We start from the raw sequence: 14,868 nt of genomic DNA on the forward strand, positions 1-14,868 counted from the left end.
TCAGCGCACCGGCTCGAGCGCTTCGACGCCGCCCAGGTAGGGGCGCATCGCCTCGGGCACACGGATGGAGCCGTCGGGGCGCTGGTGGTTCTCCAGGAGGGCGACCAGCCAGCGCGTAGTGGCCAACGTGCCGTTGAGAGTGGCGACGGGGGCCGTGCCGCCCTCGCGGCGCTCGCGGATGCCCAGGCGGCGGGCCTGGAAGGTCGTGCAGTTCGAGGTCGAGGTGACCTCCATGTAGCGCTCCTGGGTGGGCAGCCACGCCTCGCAGTCGAATTTGCGGGCGGCGGAAGTCCCCAAGTCGCCGGCGGCCGTGTCGATGACGCGGTAGGGCAGCTCGGCCTTGGCCAGCATCTCCTCCTCCCACGCCAGGAAGCGCATGTGCTCGGCCTCGGCGTCCTCGGGGCGGCAGTAGCTGAACATCTCGGCCTTGTTGAACTGGTGGACGCGGATGATGCCGCGCGTGTCCTTGCCCGCGGCTCCCGCCTCGCGCCTGTAGCACGTGGACCATCCGAGGTAGCGCTTGGGGCCGTCGCCCAGGTCCAGGATCTCGTCCGCGTGGTAACCGGCCAGGGCGACCTCGGAGGTGCCCGTCAGGTAGAGGTCGTCGGCGGGCAGGTAGTAGATCTCGTCGGAGTGCTCGCCCAGGAAGCCCGTGCCGCCCATGATCTGGGGGGACACCAGGGTCGGGGTCATCATCGGGACGAACCCGGCCCGGTGGGCCTGGTCGAGGGCCATCGACATGAGCGCGAGCTCCAGGCGGGCGCCGACGCCCTTGAGGTAGTAGAAGCGCGCGCCCGACACCTTCGCGCCGCGTTTCATGTCGATCGCATCCAGCCCCTCGCCCAGGGCGAGGTGGTCCTTCGGCTCGAAGCCCTCAGCCGCGAAGTCGCGGGGGGCGGGCCCCTCGTGGCGCAGCACGGCGTAGTCGTCCTCGCCGCCGCGGGGGACGCCGTCGAGCACCAGGTTGGGCAGTTGGCGCGCGAGGCGGTCGGCCTCGGCGTCGGCGGCGCCCGCCCGGGCCTCGGCGGCCTTGACCTGTTCGGCGAGCTCTTTGGCCTTGGCGAGGATCGCGGGGCGCTCCTCCTTGGAGGCCCGTCCGACGGACTTGGAGACTTCCTTCTGGGTGGCGCGCAGGGATTCGAACTCCTGCAATGCCCCTCGGCGCTTCGCGTCGGCTTCGATGATCTCATCGACGAGGCCGGGGTCGGCTCCGCGGGCGCGCTGGGAGTCTCTGGCGGGTTCGGGGTTCTCACGCAGTGCACGCACATCAATCATGCACTCATCCTAGGCCACCCGGCGGCGATCCCCGGTGCGGGCCCCTCCGGCCCCGGGGCGCTTGGGCGCCCCGCCGGAGGGGGCGTTCGGATCCCCGCCCCTATGGCTTACCTGCTGGTAACCACGAGCATTCCGCGAGTTATGGTCAACTCTTGAAACGGTGTGTACTCCGCACCACAGTTATCCACCCTTGGTGTGTAATCCTGTGGACGACGGCCACGCGCCGTCAGCGGCCATCCCCGCAGGAGGCCCGCCCCACGGCTACTCTGGGCGCATGAACATTCCCAAGTGGTTAGTCGCGGCTGTCCTGGGCGCCGGTGCCGTCGGGGCCGGGCGCGCGGCCGTTGCCCTGGCGAGACGGGCGAGGAGGCGCTCGGCGCTCTCGGTCCCCTCTCCCCCCGCCGACCCCGCCGAGGGGCTCTTGCGCCCCTGGATCATCATGAACCCCTCGAAGCACGAGGACCCCGCGGCGTTCCGCGCGCTCGTGGACCGCGCCGCGATGGACCTGGGCGCCGGCCCGCCCCACTGGTTGGAGACCACGCGGGAGGACCCCGGGGCGGGGCAGGCCGTGGAGGCCGTCTCACGGGGAGCGGCCATCGTGATCGCGGCGGGCGGCGACGGCACGGTGCGCGCGGTCGCCGCAGGCATGGCGGGGTCGGGCGTGCGCATGGGGATCCTGCCGGTGGGGACGGGGAACGTCCTGGCGGGCAACCTCGGGCTCCCCGACGACCCGGCCGCCGCGATGGCGGTCGCCCTGGGCGAGTACCACCGCAACGTCGACCTCACGTGGGTGCGCCTCGACGGGGTCGAGGATGCGTCCCCCCTGCCCGCCGAGGGCGGCCTCGTGCTCGCGGCCCACGCGGCCCGTCCCCCGGAACCGGAGCCCGCGCCGCTATCCGGCTCCCCCGGCCCCGCGATCGAACCGGACGGCCCCGGCCGCCCTTCGGAGGCGGACCCCGCTCCCGGACCGGGGGACGGGGCGCCCGTGCCGGCGCCCGACGGAACCGGGCTCGGTCCCAACGGCGCGACGCCCCTGCCCGCACCGGACGAGTACGCGTGCGCCGTCGTGGCGGGCATGGGATTCGATGGGCAGACCATGGCGGGCACGCACGCCGCGCTCAAGAAGCAGTTCGGGTGGATCGCCTACGTCCTGGCGGGCCTGGGCTCCATCGGAGCGCCCCGCCTGCGCGCCCAGCTCACGCTGCGCAGCCCCGAGGCGCGCGAGAGCGCGCCCATCGACCCCGGGGACTCCCTGGTCGGCACTCCGAGGGGCGACGATGAGGTGACGCGCGTGGAGGCGCGCTCAGTGATGTTCGCGAACTGCGGGGAGCTGAAATTCGTGCTGCTGGCCCCTGATGCGAACCTCAGCGACGGTCTGATCGACGTGATCGCAGTCGACGCCCAGGCGGGGCTGCTGGGTTGGGCGGATGTCACCTGGAAGTTCTTGGGGCAGCTGGTGGGGCTGCGGCCGCTGAACCTGCCGGTATCGACGGGAACGGTGGCGTTCCGCCAGGCGCGGGGCGCGTCGGTGGTCGCGCAGACCGCGCAAGCGGTCCAGGTCGATGGTGACGCACTGGGGACCGCGCGCACGATGCGGGTGAGGATTCAGCCCGACGCCCTCGACGTGGCGGTTCCAGCTGAGAGGACGTGGATGGAGCTCCTCCCCGGATAGGGGGCCGCAGGGCCCGGGGGACGCCACAGGGCCAGGGGGCGTCGCCCTCCGGGCCGACGGCGGCCACCGGCACGGACGCCGACGCGCGTTATCGGCACCAGCGCGCGTTATAACCCCCTCACGGTGTCGACAAGGCGCGTCCGCACTCGCACCCGGGCGCGCCGCCCCGGTAGCGGCCCCCTTATCCGCCGGATGAGCGGCCAGTCGGGGGCGGCACCACCGTCCCCGGGACAGCGCGCCGATCCCCTACCGCGGCGCGAGCGGCCAGTCGGGGGCGGCACCACCGCGTTTGCCTGTGCCGTCCCCTCCGCGCAGCAGGTCTGCCACCCATGCCCGCCCAGCGCGGAAGTCATCGTCGGCGGTGCCCGGCAGGATCGTGGGCCGTATGGCGTCGATCCGGGGGTAGGAGCCCATGAAGCGCACCTCCGGCGAGTACCTGTGCAGGCCGACCAGGGCCGCTTGGACGCGCTCCTCGCGGATGTGCCCCACGATGTCGATGCTGAACGTGTAATTCCCCAGTCCGTCCCCGCTGGGGCGCGACTCGATGCGCGACAGATCAACGCCCCTCACCGCGAACTGCTCGAGCAGGGTGAGCAGCGCCCCCGACTCGTTGACGGGCAGCGCCACTTGAATGGTCGTCTTGTCGGCACCAGTGGGGGCGGGCAGGGCGCCGGGGCGCGAGACGAGGACGAAGCGCGTGACCGCTCCGGGGTTGTCGGCGACATCGGTGTGGAGCGCCTCGAGGCCGTAGGTGGACACGGAGATCGCATTGCACAGCGCCGCGTCGAAGGAGGCGTCCCCCTCGGAGAGCAGCTGCGCGGCGGCGGCCGTGGACGTGGCGGGAACGTGGACCACTCCGGGGAAGGTCTCCTCCAGCCAGTTGCGGCACTGCGCCCACGCGTGGGGGTGGGTGCCGATACGGCTGATGTCCTCGGCGCGCGTGCCGGGCCGGACGGCCAGTTGGAAGACGACGGAGACCACCATCTCGGCCACGATCACCAGGGGATCCCCGTGCGAGAGGGAGTCGAGGGTGGCGTTGACGCCCCCTTCGATGGAGTTCTCGATGGGGACGACGGCGCGGTCCGCCTCGCCCCGCCGCACCGCCGTGAGCGCCTGGGGAGCGCTTGTCATGGGGATGAGCTCTGCTCCAGCGGGGGCGATCTGGTGGACGGCCTGCTCGGTGAAGGTCCCGAAGGGCCCCAGGAACGCGATGGCCATGTTCTCGCCGATGGGGGCCCGGCCCGGGATGAAGGTCGTCATGGGGCTCAGGGTAGCGAGCGGCCGGGGCGGGTGCGCGGGGGCGTCTGACCCGTGGGCACCGGTCCCAGGAGCAGCCGCACGAGGACACCGGAGCGCCTGCTCGAGGGCACAGAGGCGGCCCTGCGAGAAGGCGGTGGGGCCGCGCCGCCCGGGGCCGCCCGGAGGCGGGGCCGACTACTTGAAGGCGTCGGGCCCGCCGCCTGGCGCCACGTCCCCGCAGGCGGTGATCCGGTAGAGCACGGCAGCGTCCCCCCGGTCGATCAACTCGAATCCGGTGGAGGTGTCGACGTTGTACAGGCCGGGGAAGCGCGAGGAGCGGGCGAAGTTGTAGTACTGGCCGTCCTGCTCCTGGTAGTAGTGGGTGATGCCGAGTTTGCGCACGACCTCGCACACTTGCGGATTGGTGTGGATCTCGTTGAAGTGCTTGGTGAGGACGTTCTGGGAGTCTCCGTCCTGGTTGACGGCGGAGAGCTGGGGGAACACCGCTTTGCGCCCGCCGAGCAGCTCCACGTAGGCCTCGCCGGCGATGGGGTCGCCGACGACCAGGGCGTCCTCGGGGGTGGTGGAGCGCATGCGGCGCAGCATCGCCAACTCGCCAGTGGTCGCCATCCCCGGTTTGCCGAGGTGGTCGGAGTCGTAGACGTAGTCGACCGCCCATGCGCGCGCGTCGAATGCGCCGAAGCCGCTGACGACCAAGGCGGCGACTGCCAGCACCGCGGCCACCGTCCACCGGGGGAGCCCGGCGAGGAGGGCCGCTTCCTCGTCCTCGTCGGCGCTGCCGTCCCCGTCCTGGTCGGCCCCGGCCAGGGTGGAGGCGGGCAGCCCAGTGGGGGCACCGCCAACGGCCGGCGCAGAATCCGGGGCGGGGGCGGGCAGCCCGGCGGGGGCGCCCCCCTGCGGAGCGGCGCTGGCGGAGGGCCGGCCCTCCGCCAGCGCCCGGCCGTCCTGGTCGGCCCCGGAATCGGCGGCCTGGCTGCTGAACCGGGCCACGGCGCCGCGCGCCAGCTCGGCGATCCACGCGAAGCCGACGGCGATCAGGACGGACACCATGAGGGACTGCAGGCCCATGATCCGGCGCGAATCCATGTACCAGGGCGCCAGCAGGAACATCCGCAACTGCGAGGACGGGCTGTACGCCAGGGCGGTGAGGCACCCGGCCACCAGGTACGAGGCGAAGGGCCACACGGGCATGCGGCCGCCGCCGGGCGAGGCGGGGACGGTGTCCTCGCGCCCCGGCACAGCCAGCCGCGCCAGTCCGGCGACGACGACCAGCCCGGCGACGAGGAACACGAATTGGACGATGGTCCACCAGGTCATCCCCATCGTCTGGGCGAACGGCGGGAAGGGGACGAACATGTGGGCCAGTCCCTCGCTCCAGCTGACGCCCTGCCTCGGATACTTGCCCATGGCGCGGATCTTCGGCGACGCCAGGACGACCAGTGGCACCACGACCACCGCCGCGGCCACCAGCGACCACGCGATGCCCGCGGCGCGCCCGCGCACGCCCTGCCAGTCGCAGCTCCGAGCGAGGCCCACCAGGGCGGCCATCAGGGGGGCGGCCAGGAGCGCCAGCAGCGAGAAGACCGCACTCGGGTGGGCTCCGATCAGGCCCAGGGCGCCCACCATCAGGAACACGGTCTGCCCGGCCCTGCGCGCCAGCGCCCTGCCCGGCGGACGGGAGCGCCAGTCATCGGCGAAACGGCGTCCGACCAGGACCGCCAGGCCCATGAGGCCGGGCAGCAGCGCGGTCCCCGTGGCGTTGGGCCACTGGTTGTACATGGTGAGCGCGTCGGCGGGCATATTGGGCATGAGGCCCGCCACGACGGGCGCGGCCAGGACCGCTGTTCGCGAGGAGGTGAGCACGGACACCAGAGCCGCTGCGCCGGTGACCCACACCGCCATGAGGGCCAGGGAGGAGACGTTCGAGGCGGGGACCACCGTCTGCGGCGTGGCGAAGAGCGCCACGAAGGCGTGCCATCCCGTCGGGTAGTACACCTCGCGCCCGCCGTAGAGCTCGTGGAGGCCGCCGAAGGGGCTGGCGTCGCCGCCCAAGAGGATGGCGTGGACGCCGTTCATGTGGAAGGTCGAGTCCCACTGCTGCACGGGGTCGGCGGGGTCCGCGCCCGCCAGCATGGGCAGGGCAGCCAACGCGAAGCCGAGGGCGACCGCCCCCCATGTCGCCCCGCGCACCGCCCTCTGGACGGCGCCCAGGGGGACGCGCGTGCCGATCGCCTCGGCGAGGGGCATTCCCGGCCGCCACGCGCCCCCGCTCGCGCGCCTCACGTGCAGCCCGAACCAGGTGAGGGCGCCCAGCAGCGCGCACATCCCCAGGACCGGCAGCACTGTTGCGGCCTCCCACCTGATCGAGGCGCGCGAATAGAGGACGGAGAGCACGGTGACGACCCCGAAGGTGAAGGCGGGGGCCGCGCCCACGGCCACCAGCGCCGACCTCGTGCCCGCGCGCGTCCAGAACACGCCCGGCAGCACCAGAGCGACGAGCATCAGGGCGAATGTGGGCGCCAGGAACCACCACTGTCCGATCATGCGGCCCTTACTCCGCCCCGGCGATGTGCTGCCCGGCGGCGCCCTTGTGGCGCTTGCCCACGACCTCGATGACGACGGGGAGCACGGAGACCACGATGATGACAGCCAGGATCACACTGAGGTTGTCGTGGATGAAGGGCACGTTGCCCAGGAGCGCTCCGACGACGAGGAACCCCGCGCCCCACAGGAGGGCGCCGAGGGTGTTGAAGAAGACGAACTTCGTGTACGGGTAGCGCGCGATCCCCGCGGCGAGGGGGATGAAGGTGCGCACGAAGGGGATGAAGCGCCCGATGACCAGGGAGCGCCCCCCGTAGTTGGTGAAGTAGTGCTCGGCCTTCTCCAGGTGCGCCGTCTTGAGGATCCTCGCGTCCGGTTTGAAGAAGCGCCTGCCCCATTTGGCCCCCAGGAAGTAGCCGATCTGGGCGCCCACGAAGGCTGCGGCCACCGTCCCGAGGACGAGGGCCGGCAGGTTCAAGCCGAGTTTGTCGTGCAGCAGTCCCGCCGTGAACAGCAGGGACTCGCCCGGGAGCACGGGGAAGAGGACCCCGGACTCGATGAGGACGATGAGCAGCGTCCCCCACAGGACCCAGGGCCCCATGGCGACGAGCAGTGATTCGGGGTCCTTGAACCACCCGATGAATGTGTCCAGCGCAGAGGGCGCGGAAGCTGCTGCCAGAGTTGACCAGGTCACGAAGGGCCCTTCCGTCGGGGGAATCGTATCCCCATTACCCTACCTTTCCCACCGGTAAAGCTAGGATAACCGGCATGGATAAGCGCAGGGATTCACATCCGCGGACCGGCTCCGCGACCGGGGGCGCCTCCCCCTCCGACGAGTGCGCGCCCACCACCCCTGCGGCCGGAGCCCCGGCGGGGATCGCCGAGCAGGGGGACGGGGCGCCGCAGGGGCGGTCCCCGTCCGGGGAGGAGAGCGCCGACCGGGTTCCCTCCGCACCGCGCGCCGCCCGCCTGCGGGGGCCGGTCTACATCGCCGACCGCACGGTCACCACGACCCGCAGGCGCGAGGACCTGGTCGAGGTCGCGGTGTGCGCCCTCGGCATCATCGCAGTCTGGGCCCTCGGAGTCGTGGCCAGCGCCACAACCCGCGGCGTCACGATGGACGTCATGCAGTTCCAGGTCATCAGGAGGATCCTGCTTCTGCCCGTCAACTTCATCGAGGGGATGATCGTCCTCACCACGCCCATCGCGGTGGTCTCCTCCCTGGTGCTGCGCCGCCGGCTCCGCTCGATCACCCAGGCGCTGGCGACGTCCGTCGGTGCGGCCATCGGGGGCATGGCCCTCTCCGCGCTGGCGCGCCTGCTGCCCGAGTCCCTGACGGCTCCGCTCAGCGTCGACCGGGCGATCGCGACCCAGGGCACCCTCAGCGGCGTCGTCATCGGGGTCAACATCCTGTTCGTCGTCCTCGCCGCGCTCTTCACAGCCTCGGGCGAAGCGCAGTCGATGCGCTCGGTGCGCTGGGGGTGGGCCGGGCTGTGGGCGATCGTCTTCCTGTCGGTGATGCGCTCGTCCGTGACGCTGCCAGGCGCGTTCGTCTCCGTGCTGATCGGCCGCGCCTTCGGCTGCACCGGCCGGTGGTGCTTCGGATTCGGCGGCCAGAGGGCGCGGGGGCGCGCGATCGTGCGCGCCCTGTTGGACATCGGCATCGTCCCCACCCACATCGTCCGCACGGACCTGGACACCACGACGGAGCCCCTGCGCACGTGGTCGGTGTCCGAGGACGAGGACGGGTCCCTGCACTCGGAAGCGACCTGTCCGGGCAATATCGACATCGCTGTGACCCTGCGCCCCGACTCCGGCCACAACCGGCACTACCAGGCGTGGGACACCGAGGGCCGCAGCCTCGAGCTGGTCGTCGTCGAGCCCGGCCGCGAACTCACCGGCACGCTGGTGGACCTGTGGAACAACTTCCGCCTGCGGGGCATCTCCCGGTGGGTGTCCCTCTCCGCGAAAGCCAACGTCGAGCGCGCCACGCTGACATCGTTGCAGGCATCGCAGGCCGGGGTGCGCACCCAGGAGCACGTGGGCATCACCGCCGCCGGGGACTCGATCATCGTCGTCATGGAGGCGCTGGAGCCGACCGCGCCGCTCACGGAGTTGGGCGGTGCCCTGACCGACACGCTCCTCGACGAGGCGTGGGCACAGTTGGCGGCCGCCCACACCCGGGGCATCGCCCACCGCAACCTCGCCCCCAACTCGGTCGTAGTGGACACGGAGGGACGCGTGTGGCTGCTCGACTGGGACCGCGGCGAGGTGGCCACCACGGACCTCAACAGGTCGATCGACGTGGCCCAGATGCTGGTGCTGCAGGCTCTCGCGGCGGGGCCCGAACGGGCGCTCGCCTCGGGCAGGCGCTGCGTCGGGGACGAGGCGCTGGCCGCCTGCGCCCCCCTCATCCAGAAGCCGGTGCTGCCCACGGCCGTGAACCAGCGGCTGCGCCGGTCGGACCTGCTGGGGGAGTTGCGCGGCGCGCTCGTGGAGGACTCGGAGGCCGAGGAGGCCGGCACCGCTAACATCCAGCGCTTCCAGCCGCGCACGGTCATCACCTTCGCCATCCTCTTCGTCGCCGTGTTCGTGGTCCTGGGCTCTTTGAACTTCTCCGACATCGTCAACGCGCTCACCCGGGCGAACCCGTGGTGGATACTGGCCTCCGCCCTCCTGGCGTGCCTGATCTGGGTGGGGGCGAGCGTGCCGCTCATGGCCCTGAGCCCGGAGCGGCTGCGCTTCTCCGACACCCTCATCGCCCAGGTCGCCGCCTCGATCATCACCATCGTGGCGCCCGCTGGGGTCGGCCCCGCGGCCCTCAACCTGCGCTACCTGCGCAAGAAGCGGGTACCGACGGCAATGGCGGTCACCACTGTGACCCTCATGCAGCTGTCCCAGGTCCTCATCACGATCACACTGCTGCTCCTGGTCGTGGTGGTGTCGGGCGCCTCCTTGTCGGTGTCCATCCCCTACGGGACGATCCTGGCCGTCGTCGGCGTCGTCGTCGCCGTGGTGGGCGCGACCCTGGCGGTGCCCCGCGCCCGCGCGTGGGTGTGGTCCAAGGTCGAGCCCACGTGGCAGCAGGTGTACCCGCGCCTGCTGTGGATCGTCGGCCAGCCGCGCCGCCTCGCGCTGGTGGTGTGCGGCAATCTGTTGATGAACATCGGCTACGTGGGGGCGTTCTGGTCCGCGCTGACGGCGATGGGGGGCTCCCTGGAGTTCTCGAACGTGGCGCTCACCTACCTGACGTCGAACGCCCTCGGCTCCGTCATCCCCTCCCCCGGCGGCATCGGGCCCGTTGAGACCGCCCTCACCGCCGGCCTGCAGGTGGCGGGCGTGTCGGTGTCCATCGGATTGCCGACGGCGATCATCTACCGCCTCGTGACGTTCTACGGGCGCATCCCCTTCGGGTGGGTGGCGATGAAGTACATGGAACGCAAGGACTTGATCTGACACTCCGGCCGCCGCCGGTCCCCGCCGCACCTGCTGACGCGGCCGCCCCGGGGTCTGGACGGGGCCGCGCGCCCCGTCTATCGTGGAGAATGCGCCTGTTCCTCCTACTATCGAAGCAAAGGAAGATCCCATGACGCATTCAACACGACCGCTCCGCGCGTTCGCGGTGGCGCTCCTCGCCACCGCCTCCTCCCTCGCCGCCGCCGGCATGGCCCAGGCCGCGCCCGCGGCCCCCACCGACGTCGTCACCTACGACGCCCCCGGATCGGAGTCCGCCGACTGGTCGACGGACAACGACCTGGACGCGACCGGTTACTGGACCCCGGAGAGGATGCGCAACGCCATCCCCGTGGACTCGGACCCCGAAGCCGCCCCGGATCCCACTTTCCCCCAGCCCCCCTCGGGCACTTCCCTGCTGTCGGCGCCCGTGGCGCCCGACTCCGCGCCCGTCGACCTCACCGAGCCCGTGGAGCCCGCGTCGGGCGACAGCCCCACGATGCTGCTCGGCAATCAGGTGTACGTGCCCATCACCACGGGCAAGGTGTTCTACTCCGTGGGCAGCAACGACTACGTGTGCTCCGGTTCATCGATCAACACCCCGGGCAAGTCGATGGTCGCCACCGCCGCCCACTGCCTCCACGCGGGTGCGAAGGGCACCTGGCACTCGCGCATCGCCTACGCGCCCGCCTACTCCAACGGCACGACCCCCTTCGGCCTATGGCACATGAAGACCGGGACCGCTTTCACCGGGTGGACGGACAGGTCGGACGCCCGGTACGACTACGGTTTCTTCATCGTCTACCCGCTCAACGGCAGGTACCTGGTGGACCGCGTGGGCGGCAACGGCCTGACCTACAACCGCGGCACGACGAACAAGGGCGTCCGCATCTGGGGCTGGCCCGCCGCTGCGCCCTTCGACGGGAACCGCCCCTACCACTGCGACGGGGACACCTTCGCCCACAACGCCTGGGGGGACATGGCGATGAATTGCAGGATGAACGGCGGTTCCAGCGGCGGCCCGTGGCTGACCGACACCTCCTCGGCCACTGTCGGCCGCGTCTTCGGCGTCACCTCGCGCATGACCACCTCGGGCCCTCCTCGCCTCATCTCGAGGCCGTTCAACGAGGACGTCGTCAGGCTCTACAAGACGCTGGAGTAACCGATGGGACGGTATCGACACAGCCGCATGGCGGTCCTGGTCTCGGCGGTGGCCGTAGTGGGCGTCCTCGTCGCCCTGTACGCCTGGAGCACGGCGGTGGGACGCGAACCCGGCACAACGGACCCCAGCCCCTCGGTGTCCCAGTCCGACCCCTCGTCGGAATCCACCGCGACCCACGTGCCCTACGACCAGAGCGCCCAGTCCTACTGGACGGAGGACCGCATGCGCAATGCGGAGCCAGCGGAAATGCCATCCGCTCCTTAGCCTCCTGCTGGAAGGGGGGTCGGCGCGCCTCGATCATTCGCGGCGCGCCGACCCCTTCATCACTGGTTGTGTCCCGCGCAGGGGTCAGTGCCTCAACTCCCCTGTGGGCTCGAAGAAGCGCCAGTACCCGTCGATGTGGCGCCAGCCGGTCGTCATCTTGCCGGAGTCCCCCAGGTAGTACCAGGATCCCTCGATCTTCTGCCAGCCGGTGGTCATATGGCCCGCGGCGTTCAGGTAGTACCAGGTTCCACCGTCATTGACCCAGCCGATCGCCATAGCACCCCAACCGGGGATCAGGTAGTACCAGGCGCCACCATCGACCAACCAACCAGTGGACATCGCACCAGAAGCCCCATGGTGGAACCAGTACCCGCCATCACGCACCCAACCAGTGCGCGCATGCCCCGACTCGTCGAAACGGTACGTCGCACCATCGATCACCAGGGCCTGACCACGCGGATACGTCCCATCGCCGAACCGGTACCACCAACCAACAGAATCCCGCACCCACTGGCCCTCACCAGGCACCGGAGCAGAAGGCACGGCAGAACCCACCACACCAGCGACCACACGGAACGTGATATCCCTCGTCTCGACGCGCAACGACGCCCCATCAACCAACGGAACCCACGTGAAGCGCACCCACGAGGAGAGCACTCCCCCGTCGGCGCCGTCGGGTGACGGATCACTGTCGTAGGCCGAATTCCAGTCGGAGACGACGGTCTCAGCGCCGCCGGGCCCGATCTCGATGGCGCGGGCCTCGCGTCCGACGGAGACGCCGCCGGTCAGCGTGGCCGTCACCTCAATGGTCTGGCCCGCCTCCACCTGGACCTTCGAGGCATCCCCCACCTGGTCGATCACAGGCGAGGACAACGACAGAGCCGGATCCACATACCGGTGCAGCTGGGACGCCGGATCCAAACCGGCCTTCTCCATAGCCGCCCTGGCCACCGACCACGCGACCGACCCCTCACCGGCAGCCACGTACACGTGAGAGGCGGCGAGCTGCTCGGCCTTGAGGGCGCCTGTGGTGAGGACGAGCTCCTCGACGGTGGAGGGGAGCACCAGGGTCTGCGGGAAGTTGCCGTGGGTGTAGGCGATCCGCTTCATGCCCTCGCCGAAGAAGGCGGACGCGGCGTACCTGGGGGTCGTTTCCTCCGGGGATGTGAAGGAGCCGTCCTTACCGCCGCGCACAATCATGCGGATGGGCAGGGCGCCGGTGAAAGCGGCCTCCCCGATGGTGCGGGTCCGCGCGCCGAACTCGATGGTCCCGACCCGGGTCCCCGCGAAGACGTCGGCCACCTCCTCCAGGGAGTCGGGCAATGCCACGTCGGTGAGTTCGGGGATCTCTGCGAAGGCCTCGGCCCCGATGGCCTTCACGCCCTCGGGGACGACCACTTCGCGCAGCGTTGGAATGCCCTTGAAAGCGGCCTCGTCGATCTGCGCCGTCCCGGGGCGCACCGAGTACGCGGGCGTGGGGGCGGCGACAGCGGCGTAGACCAAATGGCACCCGTCGTCGCGCTGCTGGTAGAGGACGGAGCCATCCAGCGAGAGCACGGGGTTGGAGGGGGCGAGGCTCAGGGAGGCGAGCGCGGTGGAGCCGGTGAAAACGCGCGCGCCCACCTCGGTCAGGCCCGAGCCCAAGTGGACATCCTTCAGCTCGGGACTGCGGGCGAACGCCTGGTCGCCGAGGGAGGCGACGGAGTCGGGTAGAGCGGCCGAGACGAGCCCCGTCTCGGCGAAGGCGTAGGAGCCGATAGCAGTGAGACGGCCCAGGTCCGCCCTGAAGTCGACCGTTCGCAGGGCGCGCGAGGCGAAGAACGCCTCCTCGCCGATGGTCTTCGTGCCGCCCAAGTCCACCCGGGCCAGCGAGGGCATCGCCCAGAACGCGGATTCCTCGAGGGCCTGGAAGCCCTTGGGAAGCACCACGGACTCCAGGCCGGAGCCGCTGAAGGCCTTGTTCCCGATGCTGCGCAGCGAGTCGGGCAGTACGATCCCGGTCAAGGCCGCCCCGAAGACGGCGGAGGGCTCGATGCGGGTCGTCCCGTCGAGCACGGTGTACGTGCCACCACTGCCCTTCGCGGCCGGGTAGGCGACCAGGCCCGTGCGGTCCTTGGAGTAGAGCACGCCGTCGACCGCCTCGTAGGAGGCGTTGGCGGGGTCGGCCGTGAAGGCGCCGAGTTGAGGGGATCCGGCGAAGACAGTGGACAATTGCCCGGCGGCCACACCGCGCCCGATGTGGACGCGGGTGAGGGATCCGTTCCCACCGAATGCCGAGCCCCCGACGGTGGTGACGGAGTCGGGGATGGCGAGTTCACTGATACCAGTGTTGTTGAAGGCGAACTCACCGATGGAGGCCAAGCCCTCATTGAGGCCCACGTGGGCGAGGTTCGGGGTTTCCGCGAACGCGCCGTAGCCGACGGAGCGCACGGAGGCGGGCAGGTCGATGGAGCGCAGTCCCGACTCGGTGAACGCGTCTCGCCCAATGGTCACGAGGGAGAAGGGGAATCCCGCAGCGGCCGAGCCGTCGGCCTGGCGGACACCCAGTCCTCTGAGTTCGCGCGCACTGCGGAAAGCGGAGTCGCCGATCTCGGTGACCCCGTCGCCCACGACCACTTCCTCGAGCAGTCCGGTGCCTTGCGCCATGCGAGCGGGGAGCGAGGTGAGGGAGTCGGGCAGCGACAAGCGGGTGATGCCGGAGCTCGCGAAGGCTCCCTCGCCGAGGGAGGCAGTCTTCGCCGGCACGGTGATCTCCGTGAGGGCGAGCGTGTTCAAGGCCACTTCGGCGCCGAGGGCGGTGAGCTGGGAGGGGTGATCGGCGGTGTCCTCGAAGACCAAGGTCTTCAGCTGCCGGGCATCGGCGAACGCCCTGTCGCCGATGGTGCGGACGGTGGAGGGGACGGTGATGCGCTCGGCGGTGGTGCCGCGCATCGCCTCGTCGGCGATCGCCGTGACCTTGCCGGGGATCCTGACGTCGCTGGCGGAGCCGGTGTAGCGCAGGAGCACGCCGTTGGCGTCGATCTCGAAGCCGTCTTCGTTGGTTGTGGCGCCGACGGCGGGTTTGAGCGCGGACGAGGCGGGGCTGGACGAGGCGGGGGCCGCGGCCTGGTCGCGGCCGCCTGGAAGCGCTTGTGCTGGTGCTGCGAAAGCTGCGCCCCCGATTAACGCTCCTGTGAGCGCGATCGCGAGCGCGCCGCGTGGCATATGGGGAGTCATGGCCGTTCCAATGGTCGAGGGGGCG

Annotated in this window: 9 protein-coding genes; 4 read left to right on the forward strand and 5 right to left on the reverse strand. The window is 70.9% G+C overall.

Going from position 1 to position 14,868, the window contains the following annotated elements:
* Positions 1-1,275, reverse strand: a complete 1,275-nt coding sequence (serS, locus tag G447_RS0101870; protein WP_005870011.1) for a serine--tRNA ligase — start codon at positions 1,273-1,275, stop codon at positions 1-3.
* 274 nt (positions 1,276-1,549) lie between these two features.
* Here serS and G447_RS0101875 point away from each other — a divergent pair, with 274 nt between their 5' ends.
* Entirely contained in the window at positions 1,550-2,947 is a 1,398-nt protein-coding gene (locus tag G447_RS0101875) for a diacylglycerol/lipid kinase family protein (protein ID WP_026429827.1), read from the forward strand.
* A gap of 246 nt (positions 2,948-3,193) precedes the next feature.
* Here G447_RS0101875 and pheA read toward each other — a convergent pair whose 3' ends face one another.
* The 3 genes from pheA to G447_RS0101890 form a co-directional block, all read right to left on the reverse strand.
* A complete protein-coding gene (pheA, locus tag G447_RS0101880; RefSeq protein ID WP_005870058.1) occupies positions 3,194-4,207 on the reverse strand; it encodes a prephenate dehydratase in 1,014 nt (337 codons plus the stop codon).
* A 174-nt stretch (positions 4,208-4,381) separates the two neighbouring features.
* On the reverse strand, positions 4,382-6,751 hold the full coding sequence (locus tag G447_RS0101885; RefSeq protein WP_026429828.1) for a DUF6541 family protein: 2,370 nt from the start codon (positions 6,749-6,751) through the stop codon (positions 4,382-4,384).
* Positions 6,752-6,758: 7 nt separating this feature from the next.
* Positions 6,759-7,442 carry a DedA family protein gene (locus tag G447_RS0101890; RefSeq protein ID WP_005871848.1) on the reverse strand — a complete coding sequence of 228 codons (684 nt, stop codon included), beginning with the start codon at positions 7,440-7,442 and terminating at the stop codon, positions 6,759-6,761.
* A gap of 74 nt (positions 7,443-7,516) precedes the next feature.
* On the opposite strand from G447_RS0101890, the gene G447_RS0101895 reads away from it, so the two are divergent.
* The 3 genes from G447_RS0101895 (at position 7,517) to G447_RS0101905 (ending at position 11,627) form a co-directional block, all read left to right on the forward strand.
* Positions 7,517-10,204 (forward strand): lysylphosphatidylglycerol synthase transmembrane domain-containing protein, encoded by a 2,688-nt coding sequence (locus G447_RS0101895; protein WP_026429830.1) that lies wholly within the window; start codon positions 7,517-7,519, stop codon positions 10,202-10,204.
* Positions 10,205-10,334: 130 nt separating this feature from the next.
* Positions 10,335-11,363 carry a trypsin-like serine peptidase gene (locus G447_RS0101900; RefSeq protein WP_005871842.1) on the forward strand — a complete coding sequence of 343 codons (1,029 nt, stop codon included), beginning with the start codon at positions 10,335-10,337 and terminating at the stop codon, positions 11,361-11,363.
* 3 nt (positions 11,364-11,366) lie between these two features.
* Positions 11,367-11,627 (forward strand): hypothetical protein, encoded by a 261-nt coding sequence (locus G447_RS0101905; protein WP_026429831.1) that lies wholly within the window; start codon positions 11,367-11,369, stop codon positions 11,625-11,627.
* Between the two features lie 84 nt (positions 11,628-11,711).
* Here the strand turns inward: G447_RS0101905 and G447_RS10865 are convergent, their stop codons facing one another.
* Positions 11,712-14,843, reverse strand: a complete 3,132-nt coding sequence (locus G447_RS10865; RefSeq protein WP_026429832.1) for a leucine-rich repeat protein — start codon at positions 14,841-14,843, stop codon at positions 11,712-11,714.
* Positions 14,844-14,868: the final 25 nt, after the last annotated feature.

Source organism: Schaalia georgiae DSM 6843, assembly GCF_000429245.1.
In the GTDB taxonomy this organism is placed as follows: domain Bacteria; phylum Actinomycetota; class Actinomycetes; order Actinomycetales; family Actinomycetaceae; genus Pauljensenia; species Pauljensenia georgiae.

Coding starts and splice junctions, on each gene's coding strand:
- serS (WP_005870011.1), bottom strand. CDS start 1,275: ATGATTGATGTGCGTGCACTGCGTGAGAACCCCGAACCCGCCAGAGAC.
- G447_RS0101875 (WP_026429827.1), top strand. CDS start 1,550: ATGAACATTCCCAAGTGGTTAGTCGCGGCTGTCCTGGGCGCCGGTGCC.
- pheA (WP_005870058.1), bottom strand. CDS start 4,207: ATGACGACCTTCATCCCGGGCCGGGCCCCCATCGGCGAGAACATGGCC.
- G447_RS0101885 (WP_026429828.1), bottom strand. CDS start 6,751: ATGATCGGACAGTGGTGGTTCCTGGCGCCCACATTCGCCCTGATGCTC.
- G447_RS0101895 (WP_026429830.1), top strand. CDS start 7,517: ATGGATAAGCGCAGGGATTCACATCCGCGGACCGGCTCCGCGACCGGG.
- G447_RS0101900 (WP_005871842.1), top strand. CDS start 10,335: ATGACGCATTCAACACGACCGCTCCGCGCGTTCGCGGTGGCGCTCCTC.
- G447_RS0101905 (WP_026429831.1), top strand. CDS start 11,367: ATGGGACGGTATCGACACAGCCGCATGGCGGTCCTGGTCTCGGCGGTG.
- G447_RS10865 (WP_026429832.1), bottom strand. CDS start 14,843: ATGACTCCCCATATGCCACGCGGCGCGCTCGCGATCGCGCTCACAGGA.